This is a genomic window from Synechococcus sp. R60.1 (genome assembly GCF_047461835.1).
In the GTDB taxonomy this organism is placed as follows: Bacteria; Cyanobacteriota; Cyanobacteriia; order Thermostichales; family Thermostichaceae; genus Thermostichus.
The window spans coordinates 1-23,276 of the sequence record NZ_JANSIA010000011.1; the positions used below are offsets into that span (position 1 = coordinate 1).

The following is a 23,276-nucleotide window of genomic DNA, read 5'->3' on the forward strand; positions in this document are numbered from 1 at the left end:
TTGTACTTCATCAAAGCGCATTCCTCCCGGCACTGACCCTACGGGTACAGTGCGGGGCTCCTGCGATTTCTAGCTGATATCGCAATGCAGGTATCTAGAGATGGAAAAAGATCACTCGTTTTACTCATTGACATTGAAATTGATGAGCCATGGTTTCTTGAAGGTAATCTGTGTAGGCCAGCCCATACTGTGAATGATCCTAAGCAAAGTAAGCGTGATGCTTATCTAGCGGATAGAGGCTGGGTTGTAGTTCGGTTCTCAGAACGGCAAGTTTATGAAGAAAGTGAAAAGTGCATTAATCTCATCTTTTGCTTGGTTTCAGGTGTCTTGGGTGCATTAGATTCTAAACAGCCAGACTTATCATTTTCATTTCCAACGGACCACAAGAGATGGGGTGATCAAAGTGCTCTTAGTGAACCTAGATTTCCTCCTTCCTACTTTTAATTCCCAAGGTTGAGACTGGCCCTACCGGGATTGAACTGAGCTAACGCGCTGGTCCGAGACGCTGCTGCAAGATTTGTGCGGCCAGCAACACATCCAGGGGGGTGGTTAGCTTCAAATTGGTCTCCTCCCCTTCCACGATGTAAACCGGCCAACCCAGCTTCTCAAACAGAGCTGCGTCATCGGTCACTTGCCAACCTTGGGCCAGAGCCTCCCGATGGGCTTGCCATAGCATCGACAGGCGAAACCCCTGCGGCGTTTGCGCTGCCCACAGCCGGCTGCGTTCTGGGGTTGACTGAATTTGGATCCCTTTTGGGCCTGCCTCAGCGACTTTAATCGTGTCCTTGACAGGGATCCCCGCGATGAGACCATCCACCTGCTGCAGAGCGGCACTGCAGCGATCGAACAACTCAGGGGTAGCCAGGCAGCGGGCCCCATCGTGAATCAGCACCCGTTCCACCGTCCCCCACCCATAGAGATACTCAACCCCCTTGCAAACCGACTCCTGCCGCGTCGCCCCCCCTTGTAAAAGCTGCACCGGCGTGGACAGATCCATTGCCGCCAGGATCTGCTCGATGGCCGGCCAATCGCCGGGTTGGGAGAGAATGCCGATCCACTCGATGGAGCTGGCTCGATCCGCAGCCTGCAACGTCCAAGCCAAAATCGGCTGACCCAAGAGCGGCAGCAACAGCTTATTGACCGCAGCTCCCATTCGCTTGCCGCTGCCAGCCGCCGGGATCAGGAGGTGCATGGGATCCAAAAGTGCATCCAACCGGATCCCAGTGTACTGCTCAACCTTCCAACTCTCCCGAAGCAGTGACAAAGTCAGGGTAGGCAATGTTGCCGTGCTCGCCAATATCCAAGCCGGCCAACTCTTCTTCTGCCGAGACGCGCAGACCGATGGTGCCCTTCAAAATCAAAAACAAAGCCAGACAACAGATAAAAGACCATCCTCCCAGGGCAATAACCCCCAGAATCTGTACCGGCAACACCGCCCAAGTCACCCCCGCTTCCGCATGGGCAAACCACGGGATCCCTGCAGCAATGACCCCCCAAGCGCCGCACACCCCATGTACCGACACCGCCCCCACCGGGTCATCCACCTTCAAGGTGCCCTCGATAAACAGCACCGACAACACCACCAACACCCCGGCCACCGAGCCGATAAGGATTGCCCCCAAAGGATGAACAGTGTTGCAAGGAGCAGTAATGCCCACCAGCCCCGCCAGTGTCCCATTGGCTGCAAACGTCATGTCCGGCTTGGTAAAAATGGCCCAGGAAGTACAGAGAGCGCCGATGGCTCCTGCCGCCCCGGCCAAATAGGTATTGAAAGCAATCCAGCCAATATCAGGAATCGCTGCCGTTGTAGAGCCGGCATTAAAGCCAATCCAGCCCAGCCACAGGATCAACGCCCCCAACATGCCCAAGGGTAAGCTATGCCCGGGAATAGCCCGCGGCTCCCCATTGGGACCATACTTGCCCAAGCGCGGACCCAACACCAAAGTTCCCGCAAAAGCTGCAGCCCCACCCACCAAGTGCACCACCCCCGACCCGGCAAAGTCAATGTAGCCCAGGTTTTCCAGCCAGCCGGCTGTACCACCGTTGTAGTCGGCAAACAGGCCATTCCAGGCCCAGCCCCCGGAAATCGGGTAGATCGCCCCAGAGATGACGATGGAGTAAATCAAATAAGCCAAAAAGCGGGTGCGTTCCGCCATTGCCCCGGAGACAATGGTGGCAGCGGTGGCGGCAAACACCAGTTGGAAACAGAAGAACGTGAAAGGCCAAGCATCGTTTTGACTGCCGGCTTCAGCTCCCTGTTGCCAGTTGAAAAAAAACCAGTTGGTGCCCAAAAAACCGGCCACATGGGATCCGAACATCAGCCCAAACCCCAAAAACCAAAAAGCGCAGGCCCCGAAGCAGAAGTCCATCAGGTTCTTCAGGACAATGTTGGTAGCATTTTTAGCCCGCGTGAAGCCCGCCTCCACCATGGCAAAGCCCGCCTGCATGAAAAACACCAGCGCCCCGGCCACCGTTGTCCAGACGATGTCGGCATGGTATTGCTGAGTTTTCAGTAAGGTTTGTAGCTCAGCCCAAGCCTCGGGTGGGAGAGCCTGTTCCAGAGCCGTGAGATCCGTCTGGGCCAGAGCAGGCGGGGCAACCAAACTTCCCAACCCCAGCAAAGCTCCAACCCCCAGCAGGACTTTCCCCCCTGTCCTCAAACCCAAAAGGATCCCCTGCCGAAGACGAGAGAAAACAGTCTCACCCATCTGACTTTTCATCTCGATTCCAAGTCCCACACCTCGATTTTGAGCTATTTCTCCCCTCCTACCCGTAACCACCTACACCAATGCCACCAAATACATCAGCAAGCCATAAAAGAGAGGGCCAGCCCTGACCCTCCCTTTTGATGCTCATTTGATGCTCAGTTCAGCAATGCTCCGATCCGGCAACCCCAGGTCAGACCGAGCACAACGGCTCAAGATTGCTCCGAATCGGTGGCAGCAGTAACGAAGTCGGGGTAGGCCACGTTGCCATGCTCGCCCACATCCAAACCGGCGATCTCTTCCTCGGCGCTGGTGCGCAGGCCGGTTACAGCCTTGAGGATAAAGAACAGGATCAAGCAGGTAATAAAGGGCCAGAGGAAGTAGGCCAGAGCGCCCACCACTTGTACCCCAAATTGGGCCCAGGTGACCTCTTCAGCATAGTTGGCATTGGCAAAGAAGGGGATCCCTGCTGCCAACACCCCCCAGATACCACAGGTGCCGTGTACCGAAATCGCGCCCACCGGGTCATCAATTTTCAGCACCGTATCCAGGATCACCACCGAAATCACCACCAGAATCCCGGCCACCGAGCCGATGATCAGAGCACCCAAAGGATGGACGCTATCGCAAGGGGCAGTGATCCCCACCAAGCCGGCCAGGACACCGTTGGCGGCAAAGGTCATATCCGGCTTGCCAAAATGAACCCAAGAGGTGAACATCGCCCCAATTGCTCCAGCCGAAGCTGCCAGCAGCGTATTCATGGCAATCCAGCCAATATCGACAGAGGCTGCAGTGGTGGAACCGGCATTAAACCCGATCCAGCCCAAGGCGAGGATAAACACCCCCAACATCCCCAGCGGCAGGTTGTGGCCGGGAATAGCCCGCGGCTCTCCATTGGGGCCGTACTTGCCAATGCGAGGGCCAAGCGCGATCGCACCTGCCAAGGCCGCAGCGCCCCCTACCAAATGCACCACCCCCGACCCGGCGTAGTCGATGTAGCCCAGATTTTCCAGCCAGCCGGCTGTGCCGCCGTTGTAGTCGCCGAACAGCCCGTTCCAGGCCCAACCCCCAGAGATGGGGTAGATTAGCCCAGAAATAACGATGGAGTAGATCAAGTAGGCCAAGAACTTGGTGCGCTCCGCCATCGCTCCGGAAACAATGGTGGCGGCGGTAGCGGCAAACACCATCTGGAAAACAAAAAAGGTGAAAGGCCAGCCGTCTGCCTCGTAAGCCTGCTGCCAGCCAAAAGCAAACCAGTCGGTGCCGAAGAAGCCACCACTGTTGCCGAACATGAGGCCAAACCCAATGAACCAGAAGGCGCAACAGCCCATGCAGAAGTCCATCAAGTTCTTCATCATGATGTTGGCGGCATTCTTGGCGCGGGTAAAGCCCGTCTCCACCATGGCGAACCCTGCCTGCATGAAGAACACCAAGGCCGCCGACACGATCGTCCAAACAACGTCAGCGTGTTTCTGAACTTCCTCGGCCTCTTGAGCAAAGGCAGTTCCCTGGCCGAATAGAAAAACCAGCGCAGCCATTAGAGCGGCAGTCAGACTCCACTTGGCCGGTCGCCAAAGCCACTGGGGCACCTGGCTCTTGAGCTTTTGGATCATTGTCGTACTCATGCTTTTCGACTCACCTAAAGTGACAGTACTTCTCGCAACACATTACCCGAAAAGTAGGGCAAGAACACCTCATCAGATATACAGCAAAAGAGACATGAAGCAAACTCACACGAGGCTCAGGCCGGGCAACCCAAACCCTGAACGTGATTCCTTCTCATAGGGCATCTTGGTTGAGCTCGCCAGTGCGGATGCGGATGGTTTTTTCGACGGGGCTGATGAAAATCTTGCCATCCCCGATTTCGCCGGTGCGAGCCGCTGCAATCAGCTTCTCCACCACCGTATCCACCAGGTCATCTTCAACCACGATCTCCACTTTCAGCTTTTGTAGGAACTCTACCGTGTACTCGGATCCCCGGTAACGCTCGGTTTGTCCCTTTTGGCGACCAAAGCCCCGCACTTCACTTACAGTCATGCCGACAATCCCGGCATTGACCAAAGCAATTTTGACCTCATCCAACTTGAATGGCCGGATTACGGCCTCGATTTTTTTCATTTGCCTCCTGCACCCCGGATAATTCCGCTAATTTCTAACACTACTGACACCTGCAAATTGTAAAAACAGATACATTTTTATCTCCTACTGAAGATGCTTACCACTCTGGATTTGCTCCCGTCAAGACCGGAAGGCCAAGCTTAAGCTACCTTAACGGGAGGAAGTCCCCACTGGCGTCTCACCAGCATCTGTAAGCGGCTGAGGGCTGAGAGAGGCCAAGCTGGCTGTAATAAGCGCTACCGCAAGCCACCACAGCATTTGTACCTGGGGACGATACCAGATGGTATCCACCAAGCCGTGGGCCATCATGCCGGTGCAAGCGGCCAAGCCTGCTGCCACCCATAGACCCTGCGGATCCCGCAAGTTGAGCAAAGTTTTCCAGCATCTCCAGCCGTGATCCCAGAGCACCAAGAGGAACCAGGCGAAAGTTAAGGAGCCGATGAAGCCAGTCTCCACGGTGAGCTGCAGAGGCACCGAATAGGCTCCGAGGGCGCTGAAGTTGCCTCGTTGGTAAAGGGGGTAGACGCGGTTAAAGGCGACATTGCCGGGGCCGATCCCCAAGATGGGAAAGTCGCGGATCATGTCCAAGACCGCCGCCCAGACATTGAGGCGAAAGTTGTTGCTGGTATCCAACCGCCCCCAAAAAAGGCTCTGCACCCGCAGCCGCAGAGGGCGTACCGTCAGGATTCCGAGCAACAAAGCGGCCCCCCCTCCACTCAACAGAACCGGCAAGGCCCAACGCCGCCAACGAGCCGGCAAATCGATAGAGTGCCACTGCGCCAACAACACGGCCATCAGGGTCAGCATAGCCAGCCCCCCAATCCAGGCGCCACGACTGTAGGTGAGCAACAGGCAAATCAGGTTCACCGCCGTCGTAAACCCGGCCAGGAGTTTCGCCCCCCAACTGGGCCAAATCCAAGTGGCGGCCAGCCCCAGGGGAATGACCGGGATCAAGTAGCCCCCATACAGATTTGGATTGCGCAGATAGCTGTACACCCGCGTCAGACCCGCCAAACCCGACTCCGGATCCACCCAGGTGGCCAGTTCCGCTGCCCCATATAAGTATTGCCGCAGGCCATGGATCCCCATCACCAAGCTGACCAAAAGCAGGGATCCAACGATCCCATCTCGGAATTGGGGTTTGCGCAGCAGACGATGCAACAACAGATAACCAGCCAGGTAGAGAGTCAACTTCAGCCAGCCATCCCGTGCTGCGTAGGCAACCGGAGAGAGAATCGTTGCCAAGGTGGCAATTCCCCAGAAAAGGCCCAGGGGCAGATGCAGCGGCAGCCCAATCGGCATTTCCACCAAAGCGCACAGGCCCACCAGAGCAGCCATAGCCAGCAAAATCAGGCCCAGGATGCCGGTGGAGCTGTGTGCAGAGAAAATCCAGTAGAGCAGCACTAGCCCCAGGCCAATCCGGTCGGAAGTTTGAACCAATATGCTGCTCTTCCCCCAACTTTGCAGGGATCCCAATAGACGACCCAAAAGGCTTCCCTGCTGCCAAGCCTTGATGGGAAAATCGCGCAGCAGAAAACCGTGCCACCGTTGCGTTGCTCGTTCCATAACCCTCCGGAGCCTGTTGGGCACAAGTTCATACGCCCCAAGTCACCTTCCGATTGCGTCGGTGGGACGAAGTTCTAGCTTATATCCCCAGAGGCAAGGAGACAACGAAGAAGAGCGCAACCTCTTATCGCGCCAGCCGGACAAAGTACCCCTCAACAAAAACAAAGAACCGGCTGACTCACAAGACTCTACAAGACAAAAGGCATCGAAGAGTTATCAAAGTTGGGTTTTCAATCTTAAGAACAAGTCTCTGTAAAAAGCAAAGAAGAACAGCAGGAAAAACTACAAAAAGCTCTATCTCAATCTTCAATCAAATGTTGGATTGCCGCAATCGAAGATCTCCTGACCTACCACAGACCGATTCTCAAAAGATTCTTCAGGCAACACAGGCTAACACTTGACCTTGAGATCCTCTTTCACCTTCGGCATTAGGAGAAGGGATTTGATCGCCTAAGCGGGATCCAGACCAACCTTCCTTGGCTCTAACTGCGTTCTGGGAATTGGAGTTGGAATAGTGAATCTGAATACGAGTAGGACGGCCCAGACCCAGGGCGGATCCCATGCAACGGGCTAAGATTTGCACCTTAAACTCAAACTCGCCAATGCCATCCATAATCTTTAACCCTGCAGTCTCTGCTCCTAATTCAACTGTAGGAGAAGGTCTACGAAACCTCTTCAGTGGGAATACAGAACTTTTTGAGCTGCGGAGACTTCTGGATTATGAAAGTTATGTAAAGATGCCTTTGTTTTCGCCAGACAGGGCGAGTACTTGACCTATTCTTAAACAACTTGAGTCAAGCTGGGCTCGGTATCTTCACTTGGACTGACTCCCTCCACCAAGCTGAGCAGGGATCCCAGCCAAACCGCTTAGACAAGGGGAACTGACCTACGCAAAATGGAGGAAGTAGGGGAAAAGCATCTCGTAAATCACTCGGTCGAAGCGTGCCCGTTTACCTGTACTGGGGGGATGATACCTATCGCCTGATGCAGGCGGTACAGCAGTTGCGGGATCAAGTGCTGGATCCCCACTGGGCAGCTTTTAACTACGATCGCCTGCCGCCGGAATCCACGGTTGCCGGGCTCAACCAAGCCATGACCCCGCCGCTGGGATCCACCGCCCGCTTGGTTTGGCTGGAAGAGACGACGCTCACCCACCATTGCCCGGAAGATCTGTGGGAAGAAGTGGAGCGCACACTGGCCCAGTTGCCCCCCACCACCCATTTGCTCTTGACCACCAGCAGCAAACCGGATGGGCGCCTGAAATCCACCAAAATCCTCAAAAAAACGGCCATTGTCCGCGAGTTTTCCCAACTGGCCCCTTGGGATGAAGAGGGCATTCTCCAGCAGGTGCAGCGGGAAGCCCAACAACGGGATCTGGCCCTCAGCCCGGCAGCCGCCCAGAAATTGGCCGAGGCGGTGGGCAATGACTCCCGTCGCTTGGCGATGGAATTGGAAAAGCTGGCCCTGTTTACGGCAGGTCAACAGGATCCCATTTCTCCTGAACAAGTCGAGGCGTTAGTTCCCGCCAGCGCCTACAACAGCTTTCAATTGGCGGGATCCCTGCGCAAAGGGAATCTGGAACAAGCCCTACGCATCTTGACCCATCTGCTGGATCACAACGAGCCGGCCCTGAGGATTCTGGCGGTGTTGGTAGGCCAATTTCGCACCTGGCTATGGGTGCGGCTGCTGCTGGATCAGGGAGAACGGGATCCCAAGGTCATCGCCCAGAAAGCAGAAATCGGGAATCCCAATCGGGTTTACTTTCTGCAAAAAGAGGTGGGATCCCTGGAAAGCTCAGCTCTGCTAAGGGTGATGCAGCAACTTTTGCAACTGGAATACCAGCTCAAGCAAGGTCAGCCAGAGCGAGAGGTGTTTCAAGAGGCGCTGATCCAGATTGTGGCCTTTCTCCAGAAAGGCTCATCTTCCCGCAGCCGCTCTCAGACCTCAGCCGCCGCTCTTCTTGGGGAGAGGGGAACCATTGGCCCAGCGAGCCGCTCCACTGCCACTTGAGGTAACCATGGGGCAGAGCTGAAATGGCTCTACGGGTTGCTGCCAAAATGGCTTCGAGACAACCTCAGAGCAAATAGAGCAAGATAAACAACACGATCCAAACCCCATCCACAAAGTGCCAGTAGATCTCGGCAGCTTCGACGCCAAAATGATGTTGGGCGCTGTAGTGGCCGGGTTTAAAGGAGCGCCAGAGCACCGCCAGAATAAACAGCAACCCTGCCATCACGTGGAGACCATGAAACCCCGTTAAAACATAGAAGGTGCTGGCAAACAAATTGGTGGTGAGGCCAAACTCCAGGTTGCTGTACTCATAGAGTTGCCCTGCCAGGAAAACCGCCCCCATCAGCGCTGTGAGGGCAAACCACAGCCGCAGACCCCTGACATCATCGGCCTTGATGGCCGACCCAGCTTTGTGAATGACGAAGCTGCTGGAGAGCAAGATCACCGTGTTGATCCCAGGCAAAAGCAATTCCCGCTCTGGGGTTCCCTCCGGCGGCCAGACAGGAGCGGTGAGGCTGTAGGCCAGGTAGGCCATGAAAAGCCCCAAAAATAGGCAGCCTTCTGCCACCAAAAACATCAAGATGCCAAAGACGCGATGATCTGGGTGCTCAGCATGGGCAGTGTGGGCCCTTGAGTGGCCAACCATCAGCGTTTCAGAGGCAAGGGATCCTTGCATATTCCTTTCCACCTAAATTCCTGAATTCCTGAGACTTCTTGAGGCTGTACAAGCAGCCCAGCCAAGACTGGAATACCCAGTGAGCAGGGGATCAGCCGCCCACCGGGCATCCGGCCTGCTAAGAAGAAGTAGGCTCCGCTTCCGCCAGTGCCAGCTCCCGCACGCTCTGCAACTGAGCAGCAAAGTAGTCCAGCGTCTCTTTGCTGTGCAAGCCGTAGTCGTAGGGGCCAGTTAGCAGAATGGGATCCCCATAGAAGTTGTGGGCAGGCGGCGGCGAAGCAGTCGTCCACTCCAGGGTGAGAGCCTGCCAGGGGTTGTCTCCCGCCTTGGGCCCGGCCACCCAGGAGTAGATGGCGTTAACCAAAAAGGGCAGGGTGGAAATGGCCAGAACAAAGGCCCCCACCGAGCTGATCCAGTTGAGGTCGGCAAATTGGGGATCGTACTGGGCCACCCGGCGGGGCATCCCCATCAGGCCCAGCTTGTGCATCGGCAAGAAGCACATGTTAAAGCCGACGAAGGTCAACACAAAGTGCACCCGCCCCCAAAACTCGTTCAGCAGCCGCCCCGTCATCTTGGGGAACCAGTGGTAGATGCCGGCATAGATCCCAAAGACGCTGCCGCCAAACAACACGTAGTGTAGGTGGGCCACCACAAAGTAGGTGTCGTGAACGTGGATATCCAGAGGCACCGAGGCGAGGATAATCCCGCTCAAGCCGCCGATCACAAACATCGAGACAAAACCCATGCCAAACAGCATGGCCGAGCGGAAGTGGATCTTGCCGCCCCACAAAGTGGCCAGCCAGCTAAACACCTTGATCCCAGTGGGAACGGCAATGGCCATGGTGGCGATCATGAAGAACACCCGCATCCAGTCAGGGGTGCCACTGGTGAACATGTGGTGAGCCCAGACGATCAACCCCAAAAAGCAGATGGCCAAGCTGGAGTAGGCGATGGCCTTGTAGGCAAAGATGGGCTTGCGGGCATGCACCGGCAAAATCTCCGAGATCATGCCAAAGACCGGCAAGATCATGATGTACACCGCCGGGTGGGAGTAGAACCAGAACATGTGCTGGTAGACCACCGGATCCCCGCCGCCGCTGGGGTTGAAAAAGGCCGTACCCGCCAACAGGTCAAAGCTAAGCAAAATCAACGCACCAGCCAGAACCGGTGTTGCAATGAGGGTAAGAATAGACGCTGCCAGCATGGCCCAGCAAAACAGCGGCATGTCTTCCATCTTCATGCCGGGCATGCGCATCTTCAGAATGGTGGTGATGAAGTTAACCGCCGCCAGGATGGAAGAGGTTCCTGCCAACAAAATGCTCAGGATCCAGAGTTCTTCGCCCACTTTGCCGCTGATCAAGCTGAGGGGCGGGTAGGAAGTCCAGCCGGCAGCCGGAGCCTCTATGAACAGGCTGGCCAAAAGCAGGATCCCTGTGGGCGGAACCAGCCAGAAGGCCACCGCATTCAGCTTGGGAAAGGCCATATCCCGCGCCCCAATCATCAGCGGTACTAGGTAGTTGCCAAAGCCCCCCACCAAAGCAGGCACGATCCACAAAAAGATCATGATCGTGGCGTGCAGGGTAAAGGCGCCGTTGTACCGCTCAAAGCCGAGAAAGTCCGCCTCCGGGGTAGCCAGCTCTGCCCTTACTGCCGTCGCCAGCGCCCCTCCCACTAAGTAGAAGAAAAAGGTGGTCACCAAGTACTGGATCCCGATGACCTTGTGATCGGTGGAGAAGGTAAAGAAGCGCCACCAAGGCTCAGCAGGAAGTTCAAGTTCAACCTTCGGTGCAGCAACAAGTCTTGGGCTGTCTTGCAGCTGGGTCATTGCACAAAAGCTCCTATATCGCGTTGGCAGAATGTTGTTCCCACAAGCGCAGGCCAAAGGGGCGTCAGGGATCCCGGCTAGCCTGCGGAAGGAAGGGATCCAGAATGGGACTGGAGAGACTTCAAATCTGAGGGGGAGACGCCCAAACGCTGGTGGTGGACATGGGCAAAGGCAGACTCGGCCTCAGGGGAGCCTGGCCGAGGAGAGGGATGGACTGGCGAGAAATCTGAAACGAGGGCCAAGGTGCTGCCCTCGCCACGGGCGGCCAAAACTTGCTCCTGCTGCCAGCGCTCGAAGTCTTCCGGCGTATCCACAAACAATTGCCCTGCCATCACCCCATGATAGGGGCCGCACAGCTCTGCGCAGATGATGGGGTACTGCCCCAGTTGGGTAGGCACAAACTCCAGGTGGGTCTCTCGGCCCGGGATCACATCCTGCTTGAGGCGAAACTGCGGCACCCAGAAGGCATGGTTCACATCCAGAGCCGTCATATCCAAGCGCACCCGCTTGTTTAGAGGAAGGTGCAGCTCGCTGGCCACCAGGCCGGAATCCGGGTAGGTGAACATCCAAGCATATTGCATGCCCTGAACTTGAACGACCAGATCCGGCTGGCCCATCTCCTTCCCGGGTAGCACTACAGGGGTATAAGCGTAGCCGGGATCCCCCGCCTCAGCTTCGTGGGAAGACTCCATCGCCATGGCCGCGTGGATATGGCCGCCGACGTGAGCACCCCCGTAAACAGCTTGATAGACATCTAGGCTGGCCAAGCCCAACCAAAGAATGATCACCGCCGGCACCGCCGTCCACACGATCTCCAACAGCACGTTGCCGTGGCTGGGATCCCCGTCGCCTTTGTCGCCTCGCCGCTTGCGGTAGCGGACAATACAGTAGAGAAGTACACCCTGTACCACCAAAAAGATCCCTGTGGCAATGGTTATGGTGCTGTTAAAGAGGCTGTCGAACAAGGGGGCTGATTCGGCAGCAGATTCGGGAAGCAGATGGTGGTTTTGCCCGTACCAAAGGCTGGCAAGGGTCAGGAGGATCCCCATAGCCACCAAGATGATGTTGCTCAGCGCACTCACGACTGCTTTTCCCCAATACAAAGAGCGTCCATCCTAGCAGATAATCTGCTCACAGCGTCTGCAAACTACCTTGCTCAACTTAATCCGTCGTTTTTTACTGTTGCCGTTTTTTATTTTTGTTTGCATTGTTTATGGAGTTTACAAAGTTTTCCGATTGTAGAGTCTGCTTCGCTGCGCACGGCTTCTCCACTAGTATCAGATAGTAGTCTGCGGGAGAGAGAAACCCTGCAGGCTTATGGATCTCTTCAGGATCTTTCAGGGTGAGCAGTGACGAGGCGGAGCTTTGGTTCCGAGATTTTCGGCAGACCTGTGTAAGGGCGGTACCACATTGAAGGCTGGCTCTGGTTGAGGGTCATCTCTCCAAGCTGAGATTTTTGCTGGCTGTAGACTGAGGTAGGGTGGGATAACCCCGCAATTGGGCTGGTTTGGACAGGTTTTCTCTCTTTAATCTCTGCTTCTGTTTAATCTCTGCTTCGCTTTCCCCAATGTCTTCTCCCCATTCACTGGCGACCTTGCTATCTGATCCAGGGGATCCCTTGCCGATCCAGACTCCATCAACGGTCTCGGAATTGGCCGGAATCTTAAAGGAGTGCCAAGGGCGGAAAGTGCTGCCGCTGGGGCAGGGGAGCAAGTGGGGCTGGGCCCACTCTGTGGAGCCGGTGGATTTGGTTCTCAGCACGCGCGGCTTACGCCGGCTCATCGACCATGCGGCTGCTGATCTCACCGTCACGGTGGAAGCTGGCATGACTTTGGCGGAACTGCAACACATCTTGGCCGAGCGGGGGCAATGGTGGCCGGTGGATCCCCTCTATCCGGAGCGGGCTACCCTGGGGGGCATTATCGCCACTGCCGATACGGGTTCTCTGCGCTGGCGTTACGGTGGGATCCGCGACTTGCTACTGGGCATGACCTGGGTGCGGGCGGATGGGGAGGTGGCCAAAGCGGGCGGGCGGGTTGTCAAGAATGTTGCCGGCTATGACCTGATGAAGCTGTTCACCGGATCCTTGGGCAGCCTAGGAATTTTGACCCAGGTGAGCCTACGGCTTTACCCGTTGCCGGCAGCTCAGTCTACTTTGCTGGCCATAGGATCTTTGCCGGAGCTGGAGGTCCTGTGTCAGCAGGTGCTGACCGGCCCGGTTAACCCTGTAGGGGTGGATCTCTGGCTAAGGGCAGAGGGATCCCAAGTTTGGCTCAGCTTTCACGGCTCGGAGCGGGCGATTGCCCAGCAGATGGCCCAAACGCGGCGGCTGGCCCCTGCAGGGCTGACTTTGCAGGAAGTGAATCCCGACTCTCTGCCCCTGCCTCAACCCGGCTCAGGGGCGGTGCTGGCCAAGTTCGGGTGCCTGCCCAGTCAGAGCTTGGCAACACTGGAGCAGTTTCAAACCCTGTTTCCTGGAGCTCAGGTGCAACTGCACCGAGGCTGTGGGCTAGGACGGGCTTGGCTGGTTCAGCCAGAAGTGGGATCCCTAATGCAACTGCAACGCTACCTCAAGTCCGCAGGCGGATTTCTCCTGCTTCTGGAGGCTCCGCCGGCTCTGAAGAAGGCTCTTGCCCATGACTTTGGCCCGGCTGCCAGCCTAATGCGCAAGCTGAAGCAGCAATTTGACCCTGCCGGCACCTTCAGCCCCAGCTTGATATAAACATCGCCCTCGCCACCGCTGCTTCCTCGGGATCCCTCTGGCCAAACGTCTTGTTCCGGTGCATGATAGATCTATAAGAAATTGAAATATTTCTTAACATCATTTCTCAGTATCTCAGCGTCAAAGCTAAGAGAGGGATCAGCATGAGCATCGAGTGGCAACGGATACTCCGCGTTGGGGTGGGCTTTTGCCTTGGGCTGTTGATTGCGGTGGGCGGGGGATCCCTGACCTGGGCGCAACCTGCCCTGCCGGTGGTGCCGATGGAGTTGCCCCAGCCGCCTGTGCCGGTCTTGGACTTAGCGGATCAGTTGACCAGCAATCAGGAAGCTCAACTGGCCCAGCATCTGAACAAGTTAGAGCAAGACACCGGCTGGAAGCTGCGGGTGCTGACTCAGTTTGATCAAACTCCAGGCCGTCAGGTGAAAGAGTACTGGGGCTTGAATGAGCGCAGCGTTCTGATGGTGGCGGATCCCAGGGGGGGCAACTTGCTGGCGTTTAATGTAGGGGATGCTGTGCGCGAGATCTTGCCACGTACCTTTTGGATTGAGCTGCAATCTCGCTTTGGCAATCAATTCTACGTGCGGGAGCACGGCACCCACCGCGCCATCCTGGAGACCGTGGATGTTTTGGATCGCTGCTTTCATCAGGGAGGCTGCCGCGTGGTGCCCGGCCTGCCTCAGGAGCAGTGGATCCTAACGCTGGTGACCTCGATTTTGGGCGGGATTGTCTTCGGGTTTGCCGGCAAGCCCCGCCATGCGGAGGAGCTGTTTAACTGGCGTTGGGCCTTGCTCATTTCTCCCCTGTGGTTCATTCTGTTCGGGGCCTTCGGTATCGGGCCGGTGGTCACACGCACGCAGGATTGGATCCCGGTGTTGCGCAACGTCTTGGGGTTTCTGGCAGGGGCTTTGGTGATTTACCTAGCTCCCATTGCTCGCCCGGCAGTGGATCGGCAGTAGCCGACTCTTGAAGTCGGATGGGTGAGTTATGATTAGATTTAGAGAAGATCAAGGCCCTCCCCAAGGGCTCTAGGCTGCTGACCAAACGCTCCGAGCCGCTTCTGCCCTCCCAAAGGGAGAGGACGGCCAGGGATTGAGGGAGCAAGCTGGCTATTTGAGATGACTATGGTTGCATCTCTGGAGAAGCTCTCAGCAGCAACTGTCCGAGCCCTTCTCTTGTGGTGCTGGGATCCACAGGACAAGGCCAAGGGGGAATCCTGGAAAATGCTAGGCTTGGTAAAGCCAAATTGCTGGTGTAGCTCAGTTGGTAGAGCACTCGACTTGTAATCGAGCGGTCGTCAGTTCGAATCTGACCATCAGCTTTTGTTGCTATAGAGCTGGGCTCTGCCGTCTCCTCTCCCTGAAGCAGAACTCAGCCTCTACACTGGTGGTTAGATCGGCCTCAGCGGGAGCCCTGGGCCTTACCGGCAAAAGGCCAAGGCCGTTCCCTGCTCAGTTTGGCATACCTACTCAGCCGATTGGGTTGTTCTCCTGATTCTCCTTGGATGTCTATGTCCGGTCTCCCAGCCGCTACGGTTCGTCGATTGCAAAAGCTGCCCCAGGTGCCCTCCGTGTGGGAAGGGGATCGCCACAAGCTCTCAGGATCGCCACCCATGGGATCCCAAACGGAAGGGGAGTGCATTCTTTGGGTAGATGGCGTTCAGGGCGTGGTACGGGCCATGGAAGTGGTGCCCGCCGATTCTGGCTTTGAGCCGATGGTGCGAACCTTGATTGTGGCCATGGAGCGGCCCCATGCTGCCTCACCTGCTCGCCCCCAGAAGATCATCGTGCGGGATCGAGAGGTGCAATTTTTCTTGCGCGGCATCCTGCACGAGCTGGACATTAAGGTGGAATGCCAGCCGGAATTGCCTCTGATCGACGAGATCCTGCAGAGCTTTGAAGAGGCCAACGAGCGGATCCCTCCCCCTCTGCCGGAACACTATGTTGAGTTGCTGGCCGGCAAAGCCCTTACCCTCTGGCGAGATGCTCCCTGGGATTACCTGGAGGATCACCAAATCTTGGCCATCGACCTAGATCACTGGGACATCCAAACCCTTTACGTCTCGGTGATGGGGCGGTTGGGCATGGAGTATGGGGTGCTTTTTTATCGCTCGCTGCCCTCTCTTAAACAGTTTCGCCAAGATGCGGCCCAGCCGGCCACTCCCGAAGAAATGGAGGAGGCTTTCCTCAGGCAAGATTGTCTCTATCTCACCTTCCAAGCTCGCAATCCTGAACTTAACGAACTGCCGGATCTGGACTTGGCAGAGTTGGATCCCGAGGAAATTGAGCCGAACTTCGGCACCATTCACCCCCTGGAAGGCTTGCGCGTGACTTTGCAGGAGGACGAGGCAGCGGTCTTATCGGTGGCCCTGGAAGCCTTGCATCGCTTCTTCAAGCAGTACCACCGCAAGCTGGAAGATGACTTTCGACCCTATCAAGGCCGGTACCGCATTCCCAATCCCCAAGAGAAGGGGACAACCCTTTCGGTGCAGGTGCGCACCCTGCCGGACGTGGCCGAAGAGCTGCTGCAGCTGGAAGGGGAGGCGGAAGAACCTGCACAAGCCCTGCTGCGGGATGATTTGGTGCCCGAGGGCGCGCAGATAGGCCTGGGGGTCTTGCCGTGGACAACGGTGGAAATGCTGCGTCGCACGGGGCAATGGCATCCTCTCCCCCAAAGCAAGCTGGTGAAAAATGGAGAAGGGCTGCCGGTGGTGATTGTGCGCACCTCTCGATCAAAAGCAAAGCAGCTCATCGAGAATTTGCGTGGGGAAGGTGGGCCGCAAGGCGTTTGTTTCAACACAGGGGTGGATCCCTTCGATGGCGATCGCTACGACTTGGAAATTGTGCAAACGGGCAATCGCGATCTGCACCTGTTTGGAGAGTTTCCCGAAGATGATCCCGTTCACTCCATGGCTCGCAAGCGCTGGGAGCGGCGTTGCCGGGATACGGGTGGCTATTGCGGCTTGGTGGTGGCGATGGGGGTGAATTCTACGCGCCCAGAGCTGCAAGTGCGCCACATTCTGGCCTTGTTTGAGATGCAGGCTTTGAACCCAACGGGACTGGGACTGGGGCCGATGGTGCGGATTAGCCGACAATTGCACTTGCCTTGACCGTCCAGATGGAGGCAGGTTAGGTGCTGCTGGTAACCTGAGCAACTTTCTCCCAGCCGGGATCCCTTCTTTCTATCTCTGGCAGGTTTACCGGGCGGTGATTCGGTTTTTCCAGGGATCCACGCTATCTTGGCTCTGGTTCTCTCCTGGGTGCTGACCGGCAAAATAGCTCGACAAAGCATCTCGACAAAGCATACAGTGGCCCTATCATCTGGGGGCTCTGGTATTGACCCTCAGTTTGTGGCAAGTGCTTGGAGTTTAGGGCAAGGGATCCCAAGTATCCTGCCGCCGCAGGGTAGCTTGTCGCAGCCGAGCCAAGTTGGCCGATCCAGTGCAAAAGGCAACAATGCGCAGCTCCTCGATCACGGCGCGAAAGGTGTCCACCACCGCCTGCATCTGTCCTTGGGAGACGGCGTGTAAAGCGGGGGCGGCCATACCTATCACATCGGCTCCCAGACGGATGGCTTTGGCCGCGTCGATGCCATTGCGGATGCCACCGCTGGCCACCAGGGGTAAGTCCGGCAGCAGGCGACGAATTTCCAGCAGGGACAAAGCCGTTGGGATCCCCCAGTCCCTGAAGCTGTGGGCAATGCGTTTTTTGAGAGCATCTGTTTGGCGATGGGCCTCCACCTCGCTCCAACTGGTGCCGCCCGCCCCCGCCACATCCAGGGCTGCCACGCCGCATTCGGCCAGCTGCTGGGCTACTTTGGCACTGAGGCCATTGCCCACTTCCTTCACCACCACCGGCACCGGTAACTGCGCCACCAACCGTTCGATGCGGCCATACAATCCACGCCAGTCGGGATCCCCTTGGGGCTGAACCGCCTCCTGGAGAGGATTGAGGTGCAGAATCAATGCATCCGCCTCGATCATCTCCACCGCCCGTCGCGCCTGCTCCAACCCATAGCCGTAGTTGAGCTGAACGGCACCCAGGTTGGCCAGCAGCAAAATATTCGGGGCCACTTGGCGCACCTGGTAAGTCCGGGCCAGCTCTGGATGTTCCAAGGCTGCCCGCTGGGATCCCACCCCCATGGCAATGCCCAACTGTTGGGCAGCGGCGGCCAGTTGTCGGTTTAGCTCATGGGCAGCCTCTGTTCCCCCCGTCATGCTGCTGATGAGCAGGGGTGCCTGTAGGCGTTTTCCCAAGAATTCGCAGCTTAGGTCGATCTCCGGCAACAGCAGCTCCGGCAGCGCCACATGCTCAAAGAAAAACCGCTCAAACCCGGTGCGGATCCCTTTGGCAGCCACATCCTGCTGCAGAACAATGTCCAGGTGATCCTGTTTGCGCTCGGAAATGGGGGGGAGAGAATCGGCCATCATGTCAGCAGTGCAGAGCCCTTTGGTCTTGGTAGAGATTGTCAGTCTATAACGCCGTGCGCTGCCAAAGGCGAACAGCATTGCCCGTTCGCGCTAGCGGGACGGAGTCCAAGGTGACTCGCTATCTACAACGACAGCGGTGCGGTTCCCGTTAGGGTGCCGGAGGCATAGCACTGTCGCGTCAGCGGTGCGGTTCCCGTTAGGGTGCCGGAGGCATAGCACTGTCGCGTCAGCGGTGCGGAGCACTATGATGTGGGCGGGATCCCAACCGAACAGCCATGCAACCCTTGCACATCTTGCTGGCAGAAGGCAACCCTCATCTGCGCAGCTTGCTGTGTTGGCATTTGCAACAGGCCGGACACCAAGTTTGGGAAGCAGAGACCCTTCGCCAAGCAAAGACTCTGCTGCAACACCAGCCCATTCACCTGCTGATTTTGGATGCGGAGCTGTCCAACCGCGGCGGGCTGCAATTGTGCCGGTGGGCCCATCGCCAGTACGACCTGCTGATTTTGCTACTCTCCCACCGGGGATCCGAAGCGGACATTATCGCCGGCCTAGAAGCAGGAGCGGACGATTACCTCACCAAGCCCTTTAGTATGCAACTGCTGGATGCCCACCTTCTAGCCTTGGCTCGGCGACGACAGCGGCATATTCCTCCCACCTTTCTGCAGTATGGGGATCTCAAAATTGACCTGGTGCAACGGCGCGTCGCCTTGGCTGGGGAAGGGATCGACCTCACGCCCCAGGAGTTTAGCCTGCTGATGGTGCTGGTGCAGGCGGACGGGGATCCCGTCTCTCGTCTAGAGCTACTAGAGCGAGCATGGCCGGATTCCACCGATAACCCTCGCACCGTCGATACCCATATCCTCTCGTTGCGCAAAAAGCTGGAACGGGATCCGCGCCAGCCCAGCTTGATCCACACAGTGCGCAATGTCGGCTACTGCTTTGGCCTCAGCCCCCCGCTGCTTCAGGAACAGAAAACTCTGTCAGCCGCTGCAGGCGATTCAGGATCTGGGCCTCAGCGGCAGCGTCGTGGAGTCGCAGCGTCAGGCAAAGCACCTACTAAGGAATAGCTAGTTAACGTCAATTCCGCTAGGCAGAATCGGGATTGCTAAGTTGCAGCAGAGACCGGCGTACCCGCTGCTCCAAGGCCAGGTTGTGATGTCGGCGGCTGACCTGCAAAGCTGCCTGCAAATCCGAAAAAGCTGTTGCTTTATCTCCCATATTCCAGTAGGCCAGCCCTCGTCCGTACAAGCCATACTCGTCGGAGAGGTCAATCCGGTTCATATCCGCTTCCAGGCGAAAGGCCCGCTCGTAGTCGTCCAAAGCAGCTTTGATCTCCCCCAGCGCATAGAGAAGGTTGCCCCTGATGTAGAGAACGTTGGGCTGCTGGGGTTCTCTTTCTAAGCTGCGGCTGAGGTCGGCAATGGCCTCGTCAAAGTAATCACCACAGGCGTAGGTCACCCCCCGCTGGTAGTAGTGGGCTGGGCTGGGATCCCAGTCAATAGCCTGCGACCAATCGGACAAAGCCGCCTCCCAGGTGCCCAGGTAGCTGTGTAAACGGGCTCGCTGGGAATGGGCAAGCGCTGAGGTGGGATCCAGGCGGATGGCTTCATCCAGGTGGGCTAGGGCCAAAGGCAGGGATCCCTGTTGCACGAGCAGGTTGGCCAAGCTGAGGTGGTGGGGGACGTTGGGGTGTAGGCGCACCAGTTCAGCAAACTCCGCCGTTGCTCCCTGGAGATCCCCCTGAGATTGACGAATCAGCCCGCGGTAAAAATAGGGTTCTGGTCGCCGCGGGGCCAACCGGATCGCCTGGCCGAAATCCTCCAGGGCCTGGGGAACTTGGCCGAGGGCAAAGTAGGCTTCTCCCCGCAAAATGTAGGCGTTGGCCAGGCAGGGATCCCGTTGCAGAGCCAAGCTGAGCTGTTCAATAGCCCCCAGCAAATCCCGGTTCAGCCACCGTTCTCGACCACGGTTGTAGGCCAAGATGGCCGGACGGGTAAAGGCAGAGATGGCGGCTGCACCCACCAGGCCCATCACTGCCAAAAGACGATCCTGCCGCCAGCTGGCCATGCTCCCCAGCAACAGGGCAACCGCAATCAAAAGGCGCAAACCGGCAGAGTCGTGGGCTCTGAACATACTGCTCTGCACCGCTGTTACGAGCGTATCCTGTTTTTTTAATCTGCTCGCGAGCTTCTCTCTGATTCTGCCCGATTTGGCAGCGAAAAACGCCGAACAGCTCAAGCCCAAAAAGCTCCCGTAGCTCACTTGGATCAAGAGTAGAAAGGGGATCCCCGTGCTCCTCCCAACCCTTTAGCTTGTGGGGGTGTGGGGGTAGCTAAGCCCCGCACTGTACCCGTAGCGTCAGTGTCGGGATACAGATACCCCCACATGGTGTATGATGAGAGTAGTTGCACAAAACGGCTTTGCCGGAATCTGGTGCAGCTACGCGGTGGGACATCCCGTGTCTGCTCGCAGAGGGTTCTTGCGTAGGCTCCCCGATGAAGCGAGAAGCCCACACTGTACCCGTAGGGTCAGTGATGGGAGTATGTCACGCCCAGAGCATCAACCGCAGCTCATAGGGATCGTGCATATCGGGGTGAAAGGGCAGCAAGCGGATGGCTAACCCTTGCAAGCCGCTGGCCTCATAGCAAATCTGGCCGGAAAAGATGGCCCGATCCTCCAGCGTCTCCACATAGCGCAGGGAGATTGCCTGTCCTTTCTGAATCTGGCCATCATCCTTGACCGGCCCCTGATAAGCTTGCACAATCACATCCTGAGGTTGCAGGGATCCCAGCCGCACTTCCACCGTCACGGTGAGGGGATCCCTGGCCATCACCACTTGGTCATCCTGTGCCAAGGCAAGGCCGGCAGCGGCAGCTTTCTTCGGGGTTTCGATCTGGACGTTGAGAACCTGGATGTTGTACCAATGCTCCTGCAGGTGGTTTTGCCAACGAACGAATTGGCGGGCCGACTCGAAGTGGTCACGGCGCATGCGGTCGAAGTAGTTGCTGAGAGGAATGTAGGCTCGCTGGACGTACTCCAACACCATGCGCTGCGTGCTGAACTGGGGGCAATTGAGGCGAATCGCCTGCTTCATGCGCTGGATCCACTGATGGGGTAGGCCATCGCTGCCGCGCTGGTAGAAGAGAGGGGCAACCTCTTGTTCCAGCAGGTCGTAGAGGGCATTCGACTCCACCTCATCTTGATAGGCGCGATCCTCATACTCCTCGCCGCGGCCAATGGGCCAGCCGGTCTGGTAATAATCGGCCTCATCCCACCAGCCATCCAAAATACTTAGGTTCTGTCCGCCGTTGGCCGCTGCCTTCATGCCGCTGGTGCCGCTGGCTTCACGGGGGCGCAAGGGGTTGTTCAGCCACACATCCACCCCGGCCACCATCAAGCTGGTGACATACATGTCGTAGTCCTCAATGAAAACCAAGCGCTGGCGAAACTCCGGCTGCCGCGACACCTGCACGATCTGGCGGATCAGCTCTTTGCCGGGTATGTCGCGGGGGTGGGCCTTGCCGGCAAAGATAAACTGCATCGGGTACTGAGGATGGTTGAGCAAAGCCTTGAGCCGTTCCAGGTTGTGGAACAAAAGGGTGGCCCGCTTGTAGGTGGCAAAGCGGCGGGCAAACCCAATGGTAAGCACCTCCGGGTTGAGGGCCTCAGAGGCCCGTTGGATCTCAGCCGCTGAGGCAGCCCGTTTCTGGAGCTGTTCCATCAAGCGCTCGCGGGTAAAGTTAATCAGGCGGGAGCGGCTGCGCTCGTGGGCCCGCCACAGTTCCCCATCCGGAATCCGATCCACCTTTTGCCAGAGGGGATCCGAAGGAGGAGCCTCTGCCCAATCCGGCCCCAGGTAGCGGTCGTAGAGGGCTTGGTTCTCCTCCCCCACCCAGGTGCGGACATGTACCCCGTTGGTGATGGAAGTAATCGGCACTTCTTCCAGCGGGATCCCAGGCCACAGCCGGCTGAACATCTTGCGGGAAACCGCCCCATGCAGCTTGCTCACACCGTTCACAAAAGAGGCCATGTTGATGGCCAGCACCGCCATGCTGAAGGGAGATTGGAAGTCGCCAGTATTTTCCCGTCCCAAAGCCAAAAAGCGCTCCCGGCTCAGGCCCATCTGGCTGTAGTAGAAGCCGAGGTAGTAATCGATCTTGTCGGGCGGGAACAAGTCAATCCCGGCAGGTACCGGCGTGTGGGTGGTAAACATCTGGCTGGACTTGGCCACTTGCCAAGCCTCTTCAAAGCTCAGCCCCTGCTCCACCATCAACAGGCGAATCCGCTCTACTGCCAAAAAGGCCGAGTGCCCTTCGTTCATGTGGTAGACGGTGGGATGGATGCCAAGGGCGCGCAAAGCCCGCACGCCGCCGATCCCCAGCATGATCTCCTGGTGGATGCGCAGATCTTGGTCGCCACCGTACAGCTCATCGGTGATGTCTTGGTCGTACTGGCTGTTGGGCTCGATGTTGGTGTCCAGAAGATAGAGGGGCACCCTCCCCACCGTCACCTTCCAAATGCGGGCGAACACCTTGCGGTTGGGATAATCCACCTCAATGCGAATTTCGCGGCCCTCCGCATCTCTCTGCAGCTCCAGGGGCATGTTAAAGAAATCGTTAACTGGGTAGCGTTCCTGCTGCCAGCCGTCGGGGTTGAGGTACTGGCGGAAATAGCCCTTTTGGTAGAGCAAGCCCACACCCACCAGGGGCAAGCCCAGGTCGCTGGCCGCCTTGAGGTGATCCCCGGCCAAAACCCCCAAGCCGCCTGAGTAGAGGGGTAGACAATCCGCCAAACCAAACTCTGCCGAAAAATAGGCGTAGCACTCCCCTTCCACCGCTTGGGCCGAACGATACTTGCGATACCAAGTGTCCTCCTGCAGGTAGCTCTGCAGTTGTTGGCTGGCCCGTTCCAACTGGGCCAAAAAGCCGGGATCCTCCGCCAACTCATCCAGCCGTTCCTGCCGAATCCGACCCAGAAGAGCCACCGGGTTGTGGGCACAGGCATCCCACAGATCGGGATCCATGCGCCGGAATAGGCTGCGGGTTTCTACGTTCCAACTAAAATGCAGGTTGTAAGCCAACAAGCGCAGACTTTCCAGCGGAGTAGGCAGGTAGGGAGTGACCTTAAACGTGCGTAGCGGCTTCATAAAGACTGGGAAGAGCGTTGTTTCCACTGTCAGGCTACCTTGCCCTCAGCCTGAGGGCGTGGCTTTTTAACTTGAATGT

Annotated in this window: 17 protein-coding genes and 1 tRNA gene; 7 read left to right on the forward strand and 11 right to left on the reverse strand. The window is 57.3% G+C overall.

Annotation, left to right across the window (positions count from 1 at the left end):
* Positions 1–84 precede the first annotated feature (84 nt).
* Positions 85–444 (forward strand): DUF559 domain-containing protein, encoded by a 360-nt coding sequence (locus NW834_RS02955; RefSeq protein ID WP_148202775.1) that lies wholly within the window; start codon positions 85–87, stop codon positions 442–444.
* A gap of 40 nt (positions 445–484) precedes the next feature.
* On the opposite strand, the gene ispD is transcribed toward NW834_RS02955, so the two are convergent.
* The 5 genes from ispD to NW834_RS02980 all read right to left on the reverse strand — a co-directional run bounded on the left by ispD (position 485) and on the right by NW834_RS02980 (position 6,389).
* On the reverse strand, positions 485–1,192 hold the full coding sequence (gene ispD / locus NW834_RS02960) for a 2-C-methyl-D-erythritol 4-phosphate cytidylyltransferase (protein WP_414418964.1): 708 nt from the start codon (positions 1,190–1,192) through the stop codon (positions 485–487).
* Positions 1,193–1,232: 40 nt separating this feature from the next.
* Positions 1,233–2,708, reverse strand: coding sequence for an ammonium transporter (locus tag NW834_RS02965; protein ID WP_414416892.1), 1,476 nt, complete (start codon positions 2,706–2,708; stop codon positions 1,233–1,235).
* A 209-nt stretch (positions 2,709–2,917) separates the two neighbouring features.
* Positions 2,918–4,330 carry an ammonium transporter gene (locus NW834_RS02970; protein WP_414418963.1) on the reverse strand — a complete coding sequence of 471 codons (1,413 nt, stop codon included), beginning with the start codon at positions 4,328–4,330 and terminating at the stop codon, positions 2,918–2,920.
* 154 nt (positions 4,331–4,484) lie between these two features.
* Positions 4,485–4,823 (reverse strand): P-II family nitrogen regulator, encoded by a 339-nt coding sequence (locus NW834_RS02975; protein WP_011430352.1) that lies wholly within the window; start codon positions 4,821–4,823, stop codon positions 4,485–4,487.
* 150 nt (positions 4,824–4,973) lie between these two features.
* Positions 4,974–6,389, reverse strand: coding sequence for an IctB family putative bicarbonate transporter (locus NW834_RS02980; RefSeq protein ID WP_414418962.1), 1,416 nt, complete (start codon positions 6,387–6,389; stop codon positions 4,974–4,976).
* 942 nt (positions 6,390–7,331) lie between these two features.
* Between NW834_RS02980 and holA the strand changes: the two genes are divergently transcribed.
* Positions 7,332–8,399 carry a DNA polymerase III subunit delta gene (gene holA / locus NW834_RS02985; RefSeq protein WP_414418756.1) on the forward strand — a complete coding sequence of 356 codons (1,068 nt, stop codon included), beginning with the start codon at positions 7,332–7,334 and terminating at the stop codon, positions 8,397–8,399.
* Positions 8,400–8,463: 64 nt separating this feature from the next.
* Here the strand turns inward: holA and NW834_RS02990 are convergent, their stop codons facing one another.
* The 3 genes from NW834_RS02990 to NW834_RS03000 all read right to left on the reverse strand — a co-directional run bounded on the left by NW834_RS02990 (position 8,464) and on the right by NW834_RS03000 (position 11,982).
* The gene (locus NW834_RS02990; RefSeq protein WP_011434242.1) at positions 8,464–9,075 is read right to left on the reverse strand and encodes a heme-copper oxidase subunit III; all 612 of its coding nucleotides are present in this window, start codon (positions 9,073–9,075) and stop codon (positions 8,464–8,466) included.
* Between the two features lie 118 nt (positions 9,076–9,193).
* Positions 9,194–10,900 carry a cytochrome c oxidase subunit I gene (gene ctaD, locus NW834_RS02995; protein WP_414418757.1) on the reverse strand — a complete coding sequence of 569 codons (1,707 nt, stop codon included), beginning with the start codon at positions 10,898–10,900 and terminating at the stop codon, positions 9,194–9,196.
* A 77-nt stretch (positions 10,901–10,977) separates the two neighbouring features.
* Positions 10,978–11,982, reverse strand: coding sequence for a cytochrome c oxidase subunit II (locus NW834_RS03000; protein WP_414418758.1), 1,005 nt, complete (start codon positions 11,980–11,982; stop codon positions 10,978–10,980).
* Between the two features lie 536 nt (positions 11,983–12,518).
* Here NW834_RS03000 and NW834_RS03005 point away from each other — a divergent pair.
* The 4 genes from NW834_RS03005 (at position 12,519) to NW834_RS03020 (ending at position 16,728) form a co-directional block, all read left to right on the forward strand.
* Positions 12,519–13,622, forward strand: a complete 1,104-nt coding sequence (locus NW834_RS03005) for an FAD-binding oxidoreductase (RefSeq protein ID WP_414418759.1) — start codon at positions 12,519–12,521, stop codon at positions 13,620–13,622.
* Between the two features lie 260 nt (positions 13,623–13,882).
* Entirely contained in the window at positions 13,883–14,578 is a 696-nt protein-coding gene (locus tag NW834_RS03010; RefSeq protein ID WP_414329371.1) for a TPM domain-containing protein, read from the forward strand.
* Positions 14,579–14,867: 289 nt separating this feature from the next.
* Positions 14,868–14,940: transfer RNA gene (locus tag NW834_RS03015), tRNA-Thr, on the forward strand.
* Positions 14,941–15,129: 189 nt separating this feature from the next.
* Positions 15,130–16,728: a DUF6930 domain-containing protein gene (locus tag NW834_RS03020; protein ID WP_414418760.1), complete on the forward strand. Its 1,599-nt coding sequence runs from the start codon at positions 15,130–15,132 to the stop codon at positions 16,726–16,728.
* A 258-nt stretch (positions 16,729–16,986) separates the two neighbouring features.
* Here NW834_RS03020 and fni read toward each other — a convergent pair whose 3' ends face one another.
* Positions 16,987–18,048, reverse strand: a complete 1,062-nt coding sequence (gene fni, locus NW834_RS03025; protein ID WP_414418761.1) for a type 2 isopentenyl-diphosphate Delta-isomerase — start codon at positions 18,046–18,048, stop codon at positions 16,987–16,989.
* A gap of 275 nt (positions 18,049–18,323) precedes the next feature.
* Here fni and NW834_RS03030 point away from each other — a divergent pair, with 275 nt between their 5' ends.
* Entirely contained in the window at positions 18,324–19,118 is a 795-nt protein-coding gene (locus tag NW834_RS03030; RefSeq protein WP_414381044.1) for a response regulator transcription factor, read from the forward strand.
* A gap of 19 nt (positions 19,119–19,137) precedes the next feature.
* On the opposite strand, the gene NW834_RS03035 is transcribed toward NW834_RS03030, so the two are convergent.
* Both NW834_RS03035 and glgP read right to left on the reverse strand, forming a co-directional pair.
* Positions 19,138–20,184 carry a tetratricopeptide repeat protein gene (locus NW834_RS03035; RefSeq protein ID WP_414418762.1) on the reverse strand — a complete coding sequence of 349 codons (1,047 nt, stop codon included), beginning with the start codon at positions 20,182–20,184 and terminating at the stop codon, positions 19,138–19,140.
* Positions 20,185–20,596: 412 nt separating this feature from the next.
* The gene (gene glgP, locus NW834_RS03040; RefSeq protein ID WP_414406484.1) at positions 20,597–23,197 is read right to left on the reverse strand and encodes an alpha-glucan family phosphorylase; all 2,601 of its coding nucleotides are present in this window, start codon (positions 23,195–23,197) and stop codon (positions 20,597–20,599) included.
* Positions 23,198–23,276 lie beyond the last annotated feature (79 nt).